Origin of the sequence: Pseudomonas sp. B707, assembly GCF_022496685.1 — a bacterium.
GTDB classification, from domain to species: Bacteria; Pseudomonadota; Gammaproteobacteria; order Pseudomonadales; family Pseudomonadaceae; genus Aquipseudomonas; species Aquipseudomonas paraglycinae.
On sequence record NZ_WTVE01000035.1, the window covers coordinates 218,820 to 233,812 of the forward strand.

15 protein-coding genes are annotated in these 14,993 nt (G+C 61.1%); 11 read left to right on the plus strand and 4 right to left on the minus strand.

The features are described from left to right. Nucleotides 1-121 precede the first annotated feature (121 nt). The 5 genes from GQX66_RS26050 (at nt 122) to GQX66_RS26070 (ending at nt 4,801) form a co-directional block, all read left to right on the plus strand. Nucleotides 122-946 carry an NAD(P)-dependent oxidoreductase gene (locus GQX66_RS26050; RefSeq protein ID WP_102718260.1) on the plus strand — a complete coding sequence of 275 codons (825 nt, stop codon included), beginning with the start codon at nt 122-124 and terminating at the stop codon, nt 944-946. Between the two features lie 46 nt (nt 947-992). Next, a complete protein-coding gene (locus GQX66_RS26055; protein WP_129974004.1) occupies nt 993-1,886 on the plus strand; it encodes an SMP-30/gluconolactonase/LRE family protein in 894 nt (297 codons plus the stop codon). A 57-nt stretch (nt 1,887-1,943) separates the two neighbouring features. Beyond that, on the plus strand, nt 1,944-2,915 hold the full coding sequence (locus tag GQX66_RS26060) for a TRAP transporter substrate-binding protein (protein ID WP_134023214.1): 972 nt from the start codon (nt 1,944-1,946) through the stop codon (nt 2,913-2,915). A 78-nt stretch (nt 2,916-2,993) separates the two neighbouring features. Continuing rightward, nucleotides 2,994-3,521 carry a TRAP transporter small permease gene (locus GQX66_RS26065; RefSeq protein ID WP_129974002.1) on the plus strand — a complete coding sequence of 176 codons (528 nt, stop codon included), beginning with the start codon at nt 2,994-2,996 and terminating at the stop codon, nt 3,519-3,521. Beyond that, on the plus strand, nt 3,521-4,801 hold the full coding sequence (locus GQX66_RS26070; RefSeq protein WP_011334824.1) for a TRAP transporter large permease: 1,281 nt from the start codon (nt 3,521-3,523) through the stop codon (nt 4,799-4,801). Before GQX66_RS26065 ends, GQX66_RS26070 begins: the two co-directional genes overlap by 1 nt. Before the next feature lie 47 nt (nt 4,802-4,848). Here the strand turns inward: GQX66_RS26070 and GQX66_RS26075 are convergent, their stop codons facing one another. Genes GQX66_RS26075 through GQX66_RS26085 form a run of 3 tightly spaced genes read right to left on the minus strand, consistent with a single transcriptional unit; the run spans nt 4,849 to nt 7,280 of the window. Then, nucleotides 4,849-5,649, minus strand: coding sequence for a sulfite exporter TauE/SafE family protein (locus tag GQX66_RS26075; RefSeq protein ID WP_085746066.1), 801 nt, complete (start codon nt 5,647-5,649; stop codon nt 4,849-4,851). Between the two features lie 9 nt (nt 5,650-5,658). Then, the gene (locus GQX66_RS26080; RefSeq protein ID WP_240871994.1) at nt 5,659-6,903 is read right to left on the minus strand and encodes an FAD/NAD(P)-binding oxidoreductase; all 1,245 of its coding nucleotides are present in this window, start codon (nt 6,901-6,903) and stop codon (nt 5,659-5,661) included. A gap of 38 nt (nt 6,904-6,941) precedes the next feature. Continuing rightward, complete coding sequence (locus tag GQX66_RS26085) at nt 6,942-7,280, minus strand: metalloregulator ArsR/SmtB family transcription factor (protein ID WP_007952897.1); 339 nt, start codon at nt 7,278-7,280, stop codon at nt 6,942-6,944. Between the two features lie 98 nt (nt 7,281-7,378). On the opposite strand from GQX66_RS26085, the gene GQX66_RS26090 reads away from it, so the two are divergent. Together GQX66_RS26090 and GQX66_RS26095 are read left to right on the plus strand one after the other, a co-directional pair. After that, a complete protein-coding gene (locus GQX66_RS26090; RefSeq protein ID WP_102687771.1) occupies nt 7,379-8,242 on the plus strand; it encodes an MBL fold metallo-hydrolase in 864 nt (287 codons plus the stop codon). Between the two features lie 127 nt (nt 8,243-8,369). Beyond that, a complete protein-coding gene (locus tag GQX66_RS26095; protein WP_085746063.1) occupies nt 8,370-9,230 on the plus strand; it encodes a tyrosinase family protein in 861 nt (286 codons plus the stop codon). 14 nt (nt 9,231-9,244) lie between these two features. Here GQX66_RS26095 and bkdR read toward each other — a convergent pair whose 3' ends face one another. After that, a complete protein-coding gene (gene bkdR, locus GQX66_RS26100) occupies nt 9,245-9,733 on the minus strand; it encodes a Bkd operon transcriptional regulator BkdR (RefSeq protein ID WP_085602691.1) in 489 nt (162 codons plus the stop codon). Between the two features lie 185 nt (nt 9,734-9,918). Between bkdR and GQX66_RS26105 the strand changes: the two genes are divergently transcribed. From GQX66_RS26105 to lpdA, 4 genes are read left to right on the plus strand one after another with little or no spacing between them, the layout of a single operon-like run. Further along, a complete protein-coding gene (locus tag GQX66_RS26105; protein WP_007952906.1) occupies nt 9,919-11,154 on the plus strand; it encodes a 3-methyl-2-oxobutanoate dehydrogenase (2-methylpropanoyl-transferring) subunit alpha in 1,236 nt (411 codons plus the stop codon). 1 nt (nt 11,155) lies between these two features. After that, the gene (locus GQX66_RS26110) at nt 11,156-12,214 is read left to right on the plus strand and encodes an alpha-ketoacid dehydrogenase subunit beta (protein ID WP_003224000.1); all 1,059 of its coding nucleotides are present in this window, start codon (nt 11,156-11,158) and stop codon (nt 12,212-12,214) included. Beyond that, complete coding sequence (locus GQX66_RS26115) at nt 12,215-13,495, plus strand: dihydrolipoamide acetyltransferase family protein (RefSeq protein ID WP_085746062.1); 1,281 nt, start codon at nt 12,215-12,217, stop codon at nt 13,493-13,495. A gap of 4 nt (nt 13,496-13,499) precedes the next feature. Next, entirely contained in the window at nt 13,500-14,873 is a 1,374-nt protein-coding gene (gene lpdA / locus GQX66_RS26120) for a dihydrolipoyl dehydrogenase (protein ID WP_240871995.1), read from the plus strand. Nucleotides 14,874-14,993 lie beyond the last annotated feature (120 nt).

Here is a 14,993-nt window from a genome sequence, read left to right on the forward strand (position 1 = left end):
ATCAGCCTTCCGTCATTTACACCGAAAGTCGCGTTGACAAGTTCCGGAAACCCTACCGATACTTCAGCGCAGTCATACGACAACCTACAACAAACCTAATAACAACGTGTAAGGGATTGCCATGACGTCCACCCCCACCGCCCCAACTCCGTTCAATCGCCTGCTGCTGACCGGCGCCGCCGGTGGCCTGGGCAAAGTCTTGCGCGAACGTCTGCGCCCCTACGCCAACGTACTGCGCCTGTCGGACATCGCTGCCCTCGCCCCGGCCATCGATGACCGCGAAGAAATCGTGCTCTGCGACCTCGCCGACAAAGCTGCCGTGCATCAGCTGGTCGAAGGCGTGGATGCGATCCTGCACTTCGGCGGTGTCTCGGTGGAGCGCCCCTTCGAAGAAATCCTCGGCGCCAACATCTGCGGCGTATTCCATATCTATGAAGCGGCACGCCGACACGGTGTGAAGCGGGTGATCTTCGCCAGCTCCAACCATGTCATCGGCTTCTACAAACAGGACGAACACCTCGACGCCAGCTCTGCTCGTCGCCCCGACGGCTACTACGGTCTGTCCAAGTCCTACGGCGAAGACATGGCCAGTTTCTACTTCGATCGCTATGGCATCGAAACCGTCAGCATCCGCATCGGCTCGTCGTTTCCCGAACCACAGAACCGCCGAATGATGCACACCTGGCTGAGCTTCGACGACCTCACTCAACTGCTCGAACGTTCGCTGTACACCCCCAACGTCGGCCACACCGTGGTTTATGGCATGTCCGCCAACAAGGACGTGTGGTGGGACAACCGCTTCGCCAGCCACCTCGGTTTCGAGGCCAAAGACACGTCCGAAGTGTTTCGCGACAAGGTCGAGGCGCAGCCGATGCCCGCCAGCGATGACCCGGCGCGGATCTATCAGGGCGGCGCCTTCGTTGCGGCCGGCCCGTTCGGCGATTGATCGCTGCGCTTGTCCGTCTCCAAAAGCACAAACCAAGGGAATGAGTATGCAAGCCGAATTGATCGTCGACGCCCGCAACGCGGTCGGTGAAAGCCCGGTCTGGGTGCCACAGGAAAACGCCTTGTACTGGGTCGATATCCCCAACGGTGGTCTGCAACGCTGGAGCGCCGACACTGGCCACGTCCATGCCTGGAAGACTCCCGAAATGCTTGCCTGCCTCGCCCGCCACAGCAAGGGCGGCTGGGTGGCCGGTATGGAGAGCGGGTTCTTTCACTTGCAACCGCACAGCGATGGCAGCCTCGACAGCGAGCAACTGGCGAGCGTCGGACACAGCCGTCAGGACATGCGTCTGAACGACGGTCGCTGCGACCGTCAGGGCCGGTTCTGGGCCGGCAGCATGGTGCTGAACATGGGCCTGAATCTGCCCGAGGGCCGGCTCTATCGTTACGGTGCCGGGCAAACAGGCGTGATCGAGGCACAGCTTGATGGCTTCATCGTGCCCAACGGTCTGGGCTTCAGCCCGGACGGCAAAACCATGTACCTGTCGGACTCGCACCCGAACGTGCAACTGATCTGGGCTTTCGATTACGACACCGAGACAGGCACACCCTCCAACCGCAGGGTGTTCGTGGACATGAACCATTTTTACGGCCGTCCCGACGGCGCTGCCGTGGATGCCGATGGCTGCTACTGGATCTGCGCCAACGATGTCGGCCTGATCCATCGTTTTACCCCCGACGGTCGCCTTGACCGCTCGCTGCAGGTACCGGTGAAAAAACCCACCATGTGCGCCTTCGGTGGCAGCCGGATGGACACTTTGTTCGTGACCTCGATCCGCCCCGGCGACGACCAGGATCCGCAATCGCTGGCCGGCGGCGTGTTCGCCCTCAACCCCGGCGTCAAAGGCCTGCCGGAGCCATTGTTCGACGACCTGCTGTAACCCCCTGCTGCATCGCTGTGCCTTGAACACAAAAATAACAAGACTGGAGAACCCCTCATGGACTTCAAACGCACGTTGCTCGCCGCCGCTCTCCCCCTCGCGCTCACCTTCGGCAGCGCCGCCCATGCGCTGGAAATCAAATTCGCCGACATCCATCCCGCCGGTTATCCGACCGTGGTCGCTGAAGAACAGTTGGGCAAGACCCTGGTTGCCGAAAGTGACGGCAAGCTGACCTTCAAAATGTTTCCTGGCGGCGTGCTCGGCTCGGAAAAGGAAGTGGTCGAACAGGCTCAGGTCGGCGCCATCCAGATGGCCCGCGTCAGCCTCGGTATCGTCGGTCCGGTGGTGCCGGACGTGAACGTGTTCAACATGCCGTTCGTGTTCCGTGATCAGGCGCACATGCGCAAGATCATCGACGGTGAAATCGGTGACGAAATCCTCGACAAGATCACTAACTCCGAATTCAACCTCGTGGCGCTGGCGTGGATGGACGGCGGCACGCGCAACATCTACACCAAGAAACCGGTGCGCAGCCTCGAAGACCTCAAGGGTATGAAAATCCGTGTGCAGGGCAACCCGATGTTCATCGAAACCATCAACGCCATGGGCGGCAACGGGATCGCCATGGACACCGGCGAAATCTTCAGTGCGCTGCAGACCGGCGTTATCGACGGCGCGGAAAACAATCCGCCGACCCTGCTTGAACACAACCACTACCAGAACGCCAAGTTCTACAGCCTGACCGGGCACCTGATCCTGCCCGAACCGATCGTGATGTCGAAAATCACTTGGGAAAAACTCACTCCCGATCAGCAGACCCTGGTGAAAAAAGCCGCCAAGGCTGCGCAGGCCCAGGAGCGCACCTTGTGGGATGCCAAGTCGGCCAGCAGTGAAGAGAAACTCAAGGCCGCCGGCGTCGAGTTCATCACCGTCGACAAGAAACCCTTCTACGAGGCCACCGCTTCGATCCGCGAAAAATACGGCGCGCCCTACGTCGACCTGATCAAGCGCATCGAAGCCGTTCAGTAACCTCCCTGCCCCCAATACAAGGCCCGGCAGCGCTGGCGTCGCTCGACGCTCACGCCTGCCCGGTTACGGTGGAACCCGATGAAGAATTTGCTGCTGCGCATCAATGACCGGATTTACATGGCCTGCATCTGGGTCGCCGGTCTGTCGGTGCTGACCATTTCCCTGATCATTCCCTGGGGCGTGTTCGCCCGTTACGTCCTCGGCACCGGTTCAAGCTGGCCGGAGCCCACCGCCATCCTGCTGATGATGGTCTTCACCTTCATCGGCGCCGCCGCCAGCTATCGCGCCGGTGCGCACATGGCGGTGGCGATGGTCACCGATCGCCTGCAACCGAAGATGCGCCGAACCATGAGCATTATTTCGCAAGTGCTCATGGGCACCATCTGCCTGTTCATGACCATCTGGGGCACCAAGCTGTGCCTGTCGACGTGGAACCAGTTCATGAGCGCCCTGCCGACATTGCGGGTCGGCATCACCTACATGCCGATCCCCGTGGGTGGTGCGCTGACGCTGATTTTCGTGCTGGAAAAACTGTTGCTCGGCGATCAAAGCAATCGCCGCGTGGTGCGGTTCGACCTGGTTGAAGAAAACGAAGGGGCTGCCTGATGGACGCATTGATTCTGCTGGGCAGTTTTATCGCACTGATCCTGATCGGCATGCCGGTTGCCTACGCGCTCGGGCTGTCGGCGCTGATCGGCGCATGGTGGATCGACATCCCGTTTCAGGCCTTGATGATCCAGGTGGCGGGCGGGGTGAACAAATTCTCCCTGTTGGCGATTCCGTTCTTCGTGCTGGCGGGCGCGATCATGGCCGAGGGCGGCATGTCGCGACGGCTGGTGGCGTTCGCCGGGGTGCTGGTGGGGTTCGTGCGTGGCGGGCTGTCGCTGGTCAACATCATGGCCTCGACCTTTTTCGGTGCGATTTCCGGGTCGTCGGTTGCTGATACGGCGTCGGTGGGTTCGGTGCTGATCCCGGAAATGGAGCGCAAAGGCTACCCTCGGGAATTCTCTACAGCGGTCACCGTCAGTGGTTCGGTGCAGGCTCTGCTGACTCCACCGAGTCACAACTCGGTGCTCTACTCGCTGGCCGCCGGCGGCACCGTTTCGATTGCTTCGCTGTTCATGGCCGGCGTGGTGCCGGGTCTGCTGATGAGCGCGTGCCTGATGGTGTTGTGTCTGATTTTTGCGCGCAAACGCGACTACCCCAAGGGCGAAGTGATCCCGCTGCGCGAAGCCCTGAAGATCTGCGGCGAAGCCTTGTGGGGCCTGATGGCGATGGTGATCATTCTCGGCGGGATTCTGTCGGGGATCTTCACGGCCACCGAGTCGGCGGCCATTGCCGTGCTGTGGTCGTTTTTCGTCACCATGTTCATCTACCGCGACTACAAATGGAGTGAACTGCCGAAACTCATGCACCGCACAGTGCGCACCATTTCCATCGTGATGATTCTGATCGGCTTCGCCGCCAGTTTCGGCTACATCATGACCCTGATGCAGATCCCGGCGAAGATCACCACGCTGTTCCTGACCCTGTCCGACAACCGCTACGTGATCCTGATGTGCATCAACGTCATGCTGCTGTTGCTCGGCACCGTGATGGACATGGCGCCGCTGATCCTGATCCTCACGCCGATCCTGATGCCGGTGATCCTCGGTATCGGCGTCGACCCGGTGCAGTTCGGCATGATCATGCTGGTCAACCTCGGTATCGGCCTGATAACGCCACCGGTGGGAGCCGTGCTGTTCGTGGGTTCGGCGGTGGGCAAGGTCAGTATCGAAAGTACGGTGAAGGCGCTGCTGCCGTTCTACGCCGTGCTGTTCCTGGTGCTGATGCTGGTGACCTACGTTCCAGCGCTGTCGCTGTGGTTACCGCATCTGGTGTTGTAACGCTGACGCTGTGGCGAGGGCGCCTGGTTCTCGCCACAGGTTTTGTCTCACGCACACAGCAACATGTAAGCGGCGACCACCAGACATACGCTGGCAAACCCCACCTGCAACGTCCTCGCCGGCACCCGCGCGCAGAGTTTGCGGCCGATGATCATGCCGACGATGCTGGCCACGATGAACGACGCGCCAAGATGATCGATCCGCACCCCGGCATGGAACGCGCCGATCACGCCGATGGCGGAAATCAGGCTGATGACCATCAAGGACGTGGCGACGATCCCGCGCATCTGCACATCGGTCAGTTGCTTGAACGCCGGCACGATCAGAAACCCGCCGCCAACCCCCAGCAACCCGGACACCACGCCGGTGACCGCGCCCAGTGCCGCGAGGGTCGCGGTGCATTTGGCGGTCCAGTCGAAACGGCCGGTCTGCTCATTGAGCATGCAGTTCTTCTGGCCCCAACTGGCGTGGCCATGGTCGCTGGGTCCCTGCTGCTGGCGTTCGCGGCGCAGCATGCGCCACGCCACCATCACCATCAGCAGGCTGAACAGGATCATCAGGACCTTTTCCGGCAACTGATGGGCGAAGTAGATGCCCACCGGCGAAAACACCGCGCCGAGCGCCGCGATCAGTAGCGCCGCGCGATAACGCACCAGACCATGGCGCAAACCATCGATCGCGCCGACCGCCGCTGCGCTACCCACCGCAAACAACGCCACCGGCGCCGCCTGCGTCATCGTCCAGCCCAGCCCGAGCACCAGCGCCGGCACGGCGAGAATCCCGCCGCCGGCCCCGGTCATACCGAGGATCAATCCCATCACCACGCCAAACAGGCTTGCCAGCAACATAGAGTGTTCTCAGTCGATCCTGGACAGGCTTGTCAGCCATTCGCGGCCCTTGAGCATGCCGTTCCAGTAGAACCACGGCAGCAACGTCGCCTTCAGCCACCACGCGGAGCGGCGCGGCACGGTCGGGTCGAGGGGAAAGGTTGGCAGCAGTTTTCCGCCATAGCCGAACTCGGCGAGGATCACCTTGCCCTTCTCCACCGTCAGCGGGCAGGAACCGTAGCCGTCGTACTTCAACGGCAGCGCCAGTTCTTTGCGCACCGCCAGCAGGTTTTCCGCCACCACCACAACTTGCTTGCGCACTGCCGCGGCGGTTTTCGCATTGGTGGTGCCGCAGATATCGCCCAAGGCAAACACTTCGGGATAGCGCGGGTGTTGCAGGGTGTGCGGGTTGACCTCGCACCAGCCGGCGGCATCGGCCAGCGGACTTTGCGCGATGAAGTCCGGTGAAACCTGCGGCGGAACGACGTGCAGCAGATCGAAAGTCTTGGCCTGGCGGGTGACGTTACCCTCCGCATCCTTGACGTCGAACCAGGCGGTTTTCGCCGGGCCGTCGACCTTCACCAGATTGGAATTGAACGCCAGCCGCGCGTTGTATTTGTCGATGTACTTCATCAGCGGCGGCACAAAGGTCGGCACACCGAATAACGCAGCTCCGGCCAGATTGAACTCGACCTCGACCTTGCTCAGCACGCTGCGCTTGAGCCAGTGATCGCAGGACAGGTACAGCGCCTTTTGCGGCGCGCCGGCGCACTTGATCGGGATCGACGGCTGGGTGAACAGCGCTTTGCCGCCGCGCAGTTTCTGCACCTGATCCCAGGTGTATTGCGCGTGCTGATAGCTGTAGTTGGAGGTGACGCCGTGCTGGCCGAGGCTTTCCTGCAGGCCTTCGATCTTCTCCCACGCCAGGCGCAGGCCGGGGCAGACGATCAGGTTCTGATAGGTGATGGTGCGTTGATCGTTGAGGGTGAGACGGCGCTGGTCGGGGTCGATGCCGGTCACGGCTGCCTGAATCCAGGTGGCCTGACGCGGCATCACCTTGTTCATCGGTCGGGCGGTGTCTTTGGCATCAAAGGCGCCACCGCCGACCAGCGTCCACGCCGGCTGGTAGTAATGCAGGGTGCTCGGCTCGATCACCGTGATTTTCAGGCCGGGATCGCGCTTGAGCAGGCTCGCGACAAAACCGATGCCGGCAGTGCCGCCGCCGATGACCACGATGTCCGCACTGATGGATGGGCCCCAGTGTTGATCGTTCATTGTTTGTTCCTTATGGCTGCACGCAAGGATAGCCGGGTCTATTGCGCCCAGCTTTTGAGCACGGCTCCGCAGTAGAGTCCGGAAAGGGTTTTCATCACCTGGATCACTTCGTGACTGGCGAGACCGTAAAAAATGTACTTGCCTTCACGACGGGTCGCGACCAGCCCTTCATCGCGCAGGATGCCCAGTTGCTGGGACAGGGTAGGCTGACGCACGCCGGTCATTTTCTCCAGCTCGCCGACGTTGCGCTCGCCCTGGGTCAACTGGCACAGGATCAATAGCCGATCCTCGTTGGCCAGGGCCTTGAGCAGCGAACAGGCCTTGGAGGCCGAGGCCCTCAGCTGGGCGACTTCACATTCGGTCAGACTGGATTGCATTTGCAGGATGCCTTCAACGTCACTTAAGCTGCGGACATTATGTGTTTACATAAAGTGTTGCAACCTGACTTTTCACCTTCCTGCACAGGACCGCGTACATGCCCGCGCTGATTGAAGCTTTCCTCGACCCCGCCTCTTCGACCTACAGCTACGTGGTCTACGAGGCCGACGGCGGGCAGTGCGCAATCGTCGATCCGGTGCTTGATTACGACGGCGCCGCCGGCCGCACCTGCACGGCTCAAGCGGACAAGATCATCGCCTTCGTGCACGCCCATAACCTGCAAGTGCAGTGGCTGCTGGAAACCCACGCCCACGCCGATCACTTGTCCGCCGCGCCTTATCTGCGCCGGGAACTGGGCGGGAAAATCGCGATTGGCGAATCGATCAGCAAAGTGCAGAACGTGTTCAAGGCGCTGTTCAACCTGGAACCGGAATTTCGCGTCGACGGCTCGCAGTTCGATCACCTGTTCGCACCGAACGAATCGTTCAGGATCGGCAATCTCAAGGCCACCGCCCTGCACGTTCCCGGCCACACCCCGGCGGACATGGCTTACCTGATCGACGGCGAACAGATCCTGGTGGGCGACACGCTGTTCATGCCCGATGTCGGCACCGCCCGTTGCGACTTTCCCGGCGGCAACGCCCATCAATTGTTCAATTCGATTCACAAACTGCTGGCCTTCCCCGCCAGCGTGAAGCTCTACGTCTGCCACGACTACCCGCCGCAAGGTCGCGACTCGCAGTGCCAGACCACAGTGGGTGAACAGCGCAAAAGCAATATCCACGTGCATGACGGCGTCGACGAAGCCGCGTTTGTCGAGATGCGCACCAAGCGCGATGCAGGGTTGGGCATGCCGACGCTGTTGCTGCCGGCGATTCAGGTGAATGTGCGCGCAGGAAATTTTCCACCGGCGGAAGGCAATGGCGTTGTTTACCTGAAGATTCCGATCAACTCCGTGTAAGAAAAAATCATTGAAGGAACCGGAAACAAGGGGATTCGTACCTGTCACGTCGGATCCCATGAACTGGGCGTAATCTCGGCCGACAGGCAGACTTCATGGGGTAATCAACCCATGGAGATTTGGCAATATGGATATTCGCCGTAACCATCGCGACCTGACGCCGGAACAGAAACACGCCTTCGTAAATGCCATTCTGATACTGAAAAACCAGACGCCCAGCGTGCTGCGCCCGGGCCAGCAGAGTCGCTACGATGACTTTGTACAGATCCACAAGAATTCCATGGGACGAGGTAACCCGATCTTCCCCAACCCCCATGGAACCCCTTTATTTTTTCCCTGGCATCGCGTCCTGATTCGCCAGTTCGAGCTTGAACTGCAAGCCGCCGCAGACAACCCGACCATCACGCTGCCGTACTGGAACTGGAGCATGAATGGTGCGGATGACCCCTTTACTGACGATTTCATGGGCAGAGACGGCGACCCGACGCAAAACCAGCGGGTAACCATTGGCCCGTTTGCCCTCGAGCGTCGTTTATTCGGCATAAAGGTCTGGGATGGTGAGACAGGAGATCCTGGCTTGCGGCGCAACTTCGGAGCAGGCCCCTCACCGCTCCCCTCTGCGCTGGATGTCGAAACCTTATTGAACAGAACGCCCTACTGGCTCGAACCGACCGGATGGGAAAATCTGACGGAAATGATGCACAACGATGTGCATGCCTGGGTTGGAGGCAACATGGGCGAAGCCTCCTCTCCCAACGATCCGTTGTTCTTCTTGCACCACTGTTATCTCGACTTTCTCTGGGAGCGCTGGAAGCGCAAACACCCGACCGAGCCGGTGATCGCATTTCCCGAGAACGCACCACACGGGATGCTCGGTTCAACGCTGATGTTCAATCCGGACAATGAACCTGCGCCCTGGCTTCAGCCTTTCAGGGTGGAACAGACCTTGAACACGGCAAGTCTGGATTACGGCTATGCCGATCTCTGATCAGGGCTGAGCACTCAGCTCCCGAGGATCAGGCCATTGGCCGGTAATGGCAGTGCCGTTTTGTAGCGCACCTGCTTGAGGGCAAAGCTTGACCGGATGTTCGCCACACCGGGGACTTTGGTCAGAAAGTCCATCATGAAGCGTTCAAGCGCCTGAATGGTCGGCACCAGCACGCGGATCAGATAATCCGGGTCGCCGGCCATCAGGTAGCACTCCATGACTTCGGGGCGGTCGGAAATCGCCTCTTCGAAATGCTGCAGCGCTTCCTCTACCTGTTTCTCGAGACTGACGTGGATGAACACGTTGACGTGCAGCCCCAGCAGGTCGGCATCCAGCAGGGTCACCTGCTCGCGGATCAGCCCCAGCTCTTCCATTGCCTTGACCCGGTTGAAGCACGGCGTCGGCGACAGATTGACCGAACGGGCCAGGTCGGCGTTGGTGATGCGCGCGTTCTCCTGAAGGCTGTTGAGAATGCCGATGTCGGTACGGTCCAGTTTGCGCATGAGATAAAACCACCTGTTTTTTATGTTTATGCAGAATTTCTATCTGCAAATGATCTTCAGCGCAACGAAACAGAGAGAAATATTCTTCTTGCCCGGGCCTATGATTGTTGTAGGACAAGATTTCTTTTATCGAAGAATGACTGCCAGCTCACTACAAGAAATTCACAAGATCGAGCGTAGAAGCCATGACCCAAGCGTATGAACCGCTGCGTCTGCACGTCCCTGAACCCTCGGGCCGCCCAGGCTGCAAAACCGATTTCTCCTACCTGCATCTGACCGATGCGGGCACGGTGCGTAAACCTTCCATCGACGTTGAACCGGCCGACACTGCCGACCTGGCTCGTGGCCTGATCCGCGTGCTCGACGACCAGGGCAACGCTCTCGGCCCGTGGGCTGAAAACGTGCCGGTCGAGATCCTGCGCAAAGGCATGCGCGCCATGCTCAAGACCCGGATCTACGACAACCGCATGGTGGTCGCCCAGCGTCAGAAAAAAATGTCGTTCTACATGCAGAGCCTTGGCGAAGAAGCCATCGGCAGCGCCCAGGCCCTGGCCTTGAACATCGACGACATGTGCTTCCCGACCTACCGCCAGCAAAGCATTCTGATGGCTCGCGACGTACCGCTGGTCGACCTGATCTGCCAACTGCTGTCCAACGAGCGCGATCCGCTCAAGGGCCGTCAACTGCCGATCATGTACTCGGTCAAGGACGCAGGCTTCTTCACCATTTCCGGCAACCTCGCCACTCAGTTCATTCAAGGCGTGGGCTGGGGCATGGCCTCGGCGATCAAGGGCGACACCAAAATCGCCTCCGCCTGGATCGGCGATGGTGCCACCGCCGAATCGGACTTCCACACCGCCCTCACCTTCGCCCACGTTTATCGTGCGCCGGTGATCCTCAATGTGGTCAACAACCAGTGGGCGATCTCGACCTTCCAGGCCATCGCCGGTGGTGAAGCCACCACCTTCGCCGGACGCGGCGTCGGTTGCGGCATCGCTTCCCTGCGGGTCGATGGCAACGATTTCTACGCGGTCTACGCCGCCTCCGCCTGGGCTGCAGAACGCGCTCGCCGCAACCTCGGCCCGACCATGATCGAATGGGTCACCTACCGCGCCGGCCCACACTCGACTTCCGACGATCCGTCCAAATACCGTCCTGCCGACGACTGGAGCCACTTCCCGCTGGGCGACCCGATCGCCCGCCTGAAACAGCACCTGATCAAGGTCGGCCACTGGTCGGAAGAAGAGCACGCCGCCGTAAGCGCCGAGCTTGAAGCCGAAGTGATCGCTGCACAGAAACAGGCCGAACAGTACGGCACCCTCGCCGGCGGCCAGATTCCAAGCGCCGCGACCATGTTCGAAGACGTCTACAAAGAGATGCCTGAGCACTTGAAGCGCCAGCGTCAGCAGTTGGGAATCTGACATGAACGATCACAACAACAATATTCAGTTGGAAACCGCCATGACCACGACCACCATGACCATGATCCAAGCCCTGCGCTCGGCCATGGATGTGATGCTTGAGCGTGACGACAACGTTGTGGTGTTCGGCCAGGACGTCGGCTACTTCGGCGGCGTATTCCGTTGCACCGAAGGCCTGCAGACCAAGTACGGCACCTCGCGGGTGTTCGATGCGCCGATTTCCGAGAGCGGCATCGTCGGTGTCGCCGTTGGCATGGGCGCTTATGGTTTGCGTCCGGTCGCCGAGATTCAGTTCGCCGACTACGTGTACCCGGCGTCCGACCAGATTATTTCCGAAGCCGCCCGTCTGCGTTATCGCTCGGCCGGCGAGTTCACCGCCCCGATGACCCTGCGCATGCCCTGCGGCGGCGGCATCTACGGCGGCCAGACCCACAGCCAGAGCATCGAGGCGATGTTCACTCAGGTCTGCGGTCTGCGCACGGTCATGCCTTCCAACCCGTATGACGCCAAAGGCCTGCTGATCGCCTCCATCGAAAACGATGATCCGGTGATCTTCCTCGAGCCGAAACGCCTGTACAACGGCCCGTTCGACGGCCATCACGACCGCCCGGTAACCCCGTGGTCGAAACACCCGCAAGCTCAGGTGCCGGACGGTTACTACACCGTGCCGCTGGACGTTGCCGCCATCACCCGTCCGGGCAAGGACGTGACCGTACTGACCTACGGCACCACCGTTTACGTATCGCAAGTTGCGGCCGAAGAATCCGGCGTTGACGCTGAAGTCATCGACCTGCGCAGCCTGTGGCCGCTGGACCTGGAAACCATCGTCAAATCCGTGAAGAAAACCGGCCGTTGCGTGGTGGTTCACGAAGCCACCCGCACCTGCGGTTTCGGCGCCGAACTGGTGTCGCTGGTGCAAGAGCATTGCTTCCACCACCTGGAAGCGCCGATCGAACGCGTCACCGGTTGGGACACCCCCTACCCGCACGCGCAGGAGTGGGCGTATTTCCCTGGGCCGTCCCGAGTGGGCGCGGCGCTGAAACGGGTCATGGAGGTCTGAATGGGCACGCACGTTATCAAGATGCCGGACATCGGCGAAGGCATCGCAGAAGTAGAACTGTCGCAGTGGCACGTCAAGGTCGGCGATCTGGTCGTTGAAGATCAGGTGCTGGCGGATGTGATGACCGACAAGGCAATGGTCGACATTCCGTCGCCAGTCCACGGCAAGGTGATTGCGCTGGGCGGTCAGCCGGGTGAAGTGATGGCGGTCGGCAGTATTCTGATCAGCATCGAGGTTGAAGGCGCAGGCAATCTGAAGGAGTCGGACAAACCGGCACCTGTGGCGGCGAAAGAAACTCCAGTCGCAACCAAAGTTGAAGCTGTCGTTGAAAGCAAACCTGCTCCCGCCGCACCACGTCCGGCAGCTGCCGTTTGCCAGGGTCCGATGGTTGCTCGCCAAGCCGATGAGCGTCCGCTGGCCTCGCCGGCCGTGCGCAAGCATGCGCTGGACCTGGGCATTCAATTGCGTCTGGTGCGCGGTTCCGGCCCGGCCGGTCGCGTGTTGCACGAAGACCTCGACGCCTATCTGGCGCAAGGTCAGTCGAAAGCTTCGGCGCCGGTCGCCGCCGCGTACACCCAGCGCAACGATGAAGAGCAGATTCAGGTTATCGGCATGCGCCGCAAGATTGCCCAGCGCATGCAGGACGCCACTCAGCGTGCCGCGCACTTCAGTTATGTCGAGGAAATCGACGTCACCGCGATTGAAGAGCTGCGTGCCCACCTAAACGAAAAACACGGCGCGAGTCGTGGCAAGCTGACCTTGCTGCCGTTCCTCGTGCGCGCACTGGTCGTCGCCCTGCGCGACTTCCCGCAAATGAACGCCCGTTACGACGACGAAGCCCAGGTCATCACCCGCCTCGGCGCGGTGCATGTCGGCGTCGCTACCCAAAGCGATGTCGGCCTGATGGTGCCGGTGGTGCGTCACGCCGAAGCGCGCAGCCTCTGGGACAGCGCGGCGGAAATCTCCCGCCTCGCCACCGCCGCCCGCAACGGCAAAGCCAGCCGCGATGAACTCTCCGGCTCGACCATCACCCTGACTAGCCTCGGCGCCCTCGGCGGCATCGTCAGCACCCCGGTGCTGAATCTGCCGGAAGTGGCGATCGTCGGCGTCAACAAAATCGTCGAACGCCCGATGGTCGTCAAAGGCCAAGTGGTGATCCGCAAGATGATGAACCTCTCCAGCTCCTTCGATCACCGCGTGGTCGACGGCATGGACGCGGCGCTCTTCATCCAGGCCATTCGTGGCTTGCTCGAACAACCCGCGACCCTGTTTGTGGAGTGATGGCATGCAAACTCTGAACACCACGCTGCTGATCATCGGCGGCGGCCCCGGCGGTTACGTGACGGCCATTCGCGCCGGGCAACTGGGCATTCCGACCATTCTGGTCGAGGGCGAATCGCTGGGCGGCACCTGCCTGAACATCGGCTGCATTCCGTCAAAAGCACTGATTCATGTGGCCGAACAGTTTCACCAGACTCAGCATCACAACCAGCATTCGGCACTGGGCATCAGCGTTTCGGCGCCGACCCTCGACATCACCAAGAGCGTCGAATGGAAGGACGGCATCGTTGATCGCCTGACCACCGGCGTCGCCGCGTTGCTAAAGAAGAACAAGGTTCAGGTCATCAATGGCTGGGCCAAGGTCATCGACGGCAAGACCGTGGAAGTCGGCGACACCCGCATCCAGTGCGAACACCTGGTGCTAGCCACCGGTTCGAAAAGCGTCAATCTGCCGATCCTGCCGATTGGCGGGCCGATCATATCGTCCACCGAGGCGCTGGCGCCGAAGTCGGTGCCGAAACGCCTGATCGTGGTGGGCGGTGGTTACATCGGTCTGGAGCTGGGCATTGCCTATCGCAAGCTCGGCGCCGAGGTCAGTGTGGTCGAGGCGCAGGATCGGATCCTGCCGGCCTACGACGCCGAACTGACCCAACCGGTGCACGATGCGCTGAAGCAACTGGGCGTGAAGCTGTACCTCAAGCACAGCGTGCTGGGCTTCGACGGGACATTGCAGGTGCGCGATCCGAACGGCGACACCCTGAACCTGGAAACCGATCAGGTGCTGGTGGCCGTCGGTCGCAAACCCAATACCCAGGGCTGGAACCTTGAAGCCCTGAACCTGGACATGAACGGCTCGGCGCTCAAGATCGACAGCCGCTGCCAGACCAGCATGCGCAACGTCTACGCCATCGGCGACCTGAGCGGCGAGCCGATGCTGGCCCACCGCGCCATGGCCCAGGGCGAAATGGTCGCCGAGCTGATCAGCGGCAAGACCCGCGAATTCAACCCGACCGCCATCGTTGCCGTGTGCTTTACCGACCCGGAACTGGTGGTCGTCGGCAAGACCCCGAAAGAGGCCAAGGCGGCGGGACTTGACTGCATCGTGTCGAACTTCCCGTTCGCGGCCAATGGCCGGGCGATGACGCTGGAATCGAAAACCGGCTTCGTGCGGGTGGTCGCCCGTCGGGACAATCATGTGATTGTCGGCTGGCAGGCGGTCGGTGTCGGGGTGTCGGAGCTGTCGACCGCGTTCGCGCAAAGCCTGGAAATGGGTGCGCGACTGGAAGACATCGGCGGCACCATCCACGCGCACCCGACACTGGGTGAAGCGGTGCAGGAAGCGGCGTTGCGTGCGCTTGGGCACGCGTTGCACCTGTAACGCTCGGTCGCAGATCGTTCCCACGCTCCGCGTGGGAATGCCTCCACGGACGCTCCGCGTTCGGCTGTTGGGACGCAGAGCGTCCCGGACTGCATTCCCACGCAGAGCGTGGGAACGATC

Excerpts from the sequence above, each read along its gene's own strand:
- GQX66_RS26055 (WP_129974004.1), top strand. The coding sequence starts at position 993 with ATGCAAGCCGAATTGATCGTCGACGCCCGCAACGCGGTCGGTGAAAGC.
- GQX66_RS26105 (WP_007952906.1), top strand. The coding sequence starts at position 9,919 with ATGACCCAAGCGTATGAACCGCTGCGTCTGCACGTCCCTGAACCCTCG.
- GQX66_RS26075 (WP_085746066.1), bottom strand. The coding sequence starts at position 5,649 with ATGTTGCTGGCAAGCCTGTTTGGCGTGGTGATGGGATTGATCCTCGGT.
- GQX66_RS26065 (WP_129974002.1), top strand. The coding sequence starts at position 2,994 with ATGAAGAATTTGCTGCTGCGCATCAATGACCGGATTTACATGGCCTGC.
- GQX66_RS26070 (WP_011334824.1), top strand. The coding sequence starts at position 3,521 with ATGGACGCATTGATTCTGCTGGGCAGTTTTATCGCACTGATCCTGATC.
- lpdA (WP_240871995.1), top strand. The coding sequence starts at position 13,500 with ATGCAAACTCTGAACACCACGCTGCTGATCATCGGCGGCGGCCCCGGC.
- GQX66_RS26095 (WP_085746063.1), top strand. The coding sequence starts at position 8,370 with ATGGATATTCGCCGTAACCATCGCGACCTGACGCCGGAACAGAAACAC.
- GQX66_RS26085 (WP_007952897.1), bottom strand. The coding sequence starts at position 7,280 with ATGCAATCCAGTCTGACCGAATGTGAAGTCGCCCAGCTGAGGGCCTCG.
- bkdR (WP_085602691.1), bottom strand. The coding sequence starts at position 9,733 with ATGCGCAAACTGGACCGTACCGACATCGGCATTCTCAACAGCCTTCAG.
- GQX66_RS26110 (WP_003224000.1), top strand. The coding sequence starts at position 11,156 with ATGAACGATCACAACAACAATATTCAGTTGGAAACCGCCATGACCACG.
- GQX66_RS26060 (WP_134023214.1), top strand. The coding sequence starts at position 1,944 with ATGGACTTCAAACGCACGTTGCTCGCCGCCGCTCTCCCCCTCGCGCTC.
- GQX66_RS26090 (WP_102687771.1), top strand. The coding sequence starts at position 7,379 with ATGCCCGCGCTGATTGAAGCTTTCCTCGACCCCGCCTCTTCGACCTAC.
- GQX66_RS26080 (WP_240871994.1), bottom strand. The coding sequence starts at position 6,903 with ATGAACGATCAACACTGGGGCCCATCCATCAGTGCGGACATCGTGGTC.
- GQX66_RS26115 (WP_085746062.1), top strand. The coding sequence starts at position 12,215 with ATGGGCACGCACGTTATCAAGATGCCGGACATCGGCGAAGGCATCGCA.
- GQX66_RS26050 (WP_102718260.1), top strand. The coding sequence starts at position 122 with ATGACGTCCACCCCCACCGCCCCAACTCCGTTCAATCGCCTGCTGCTG.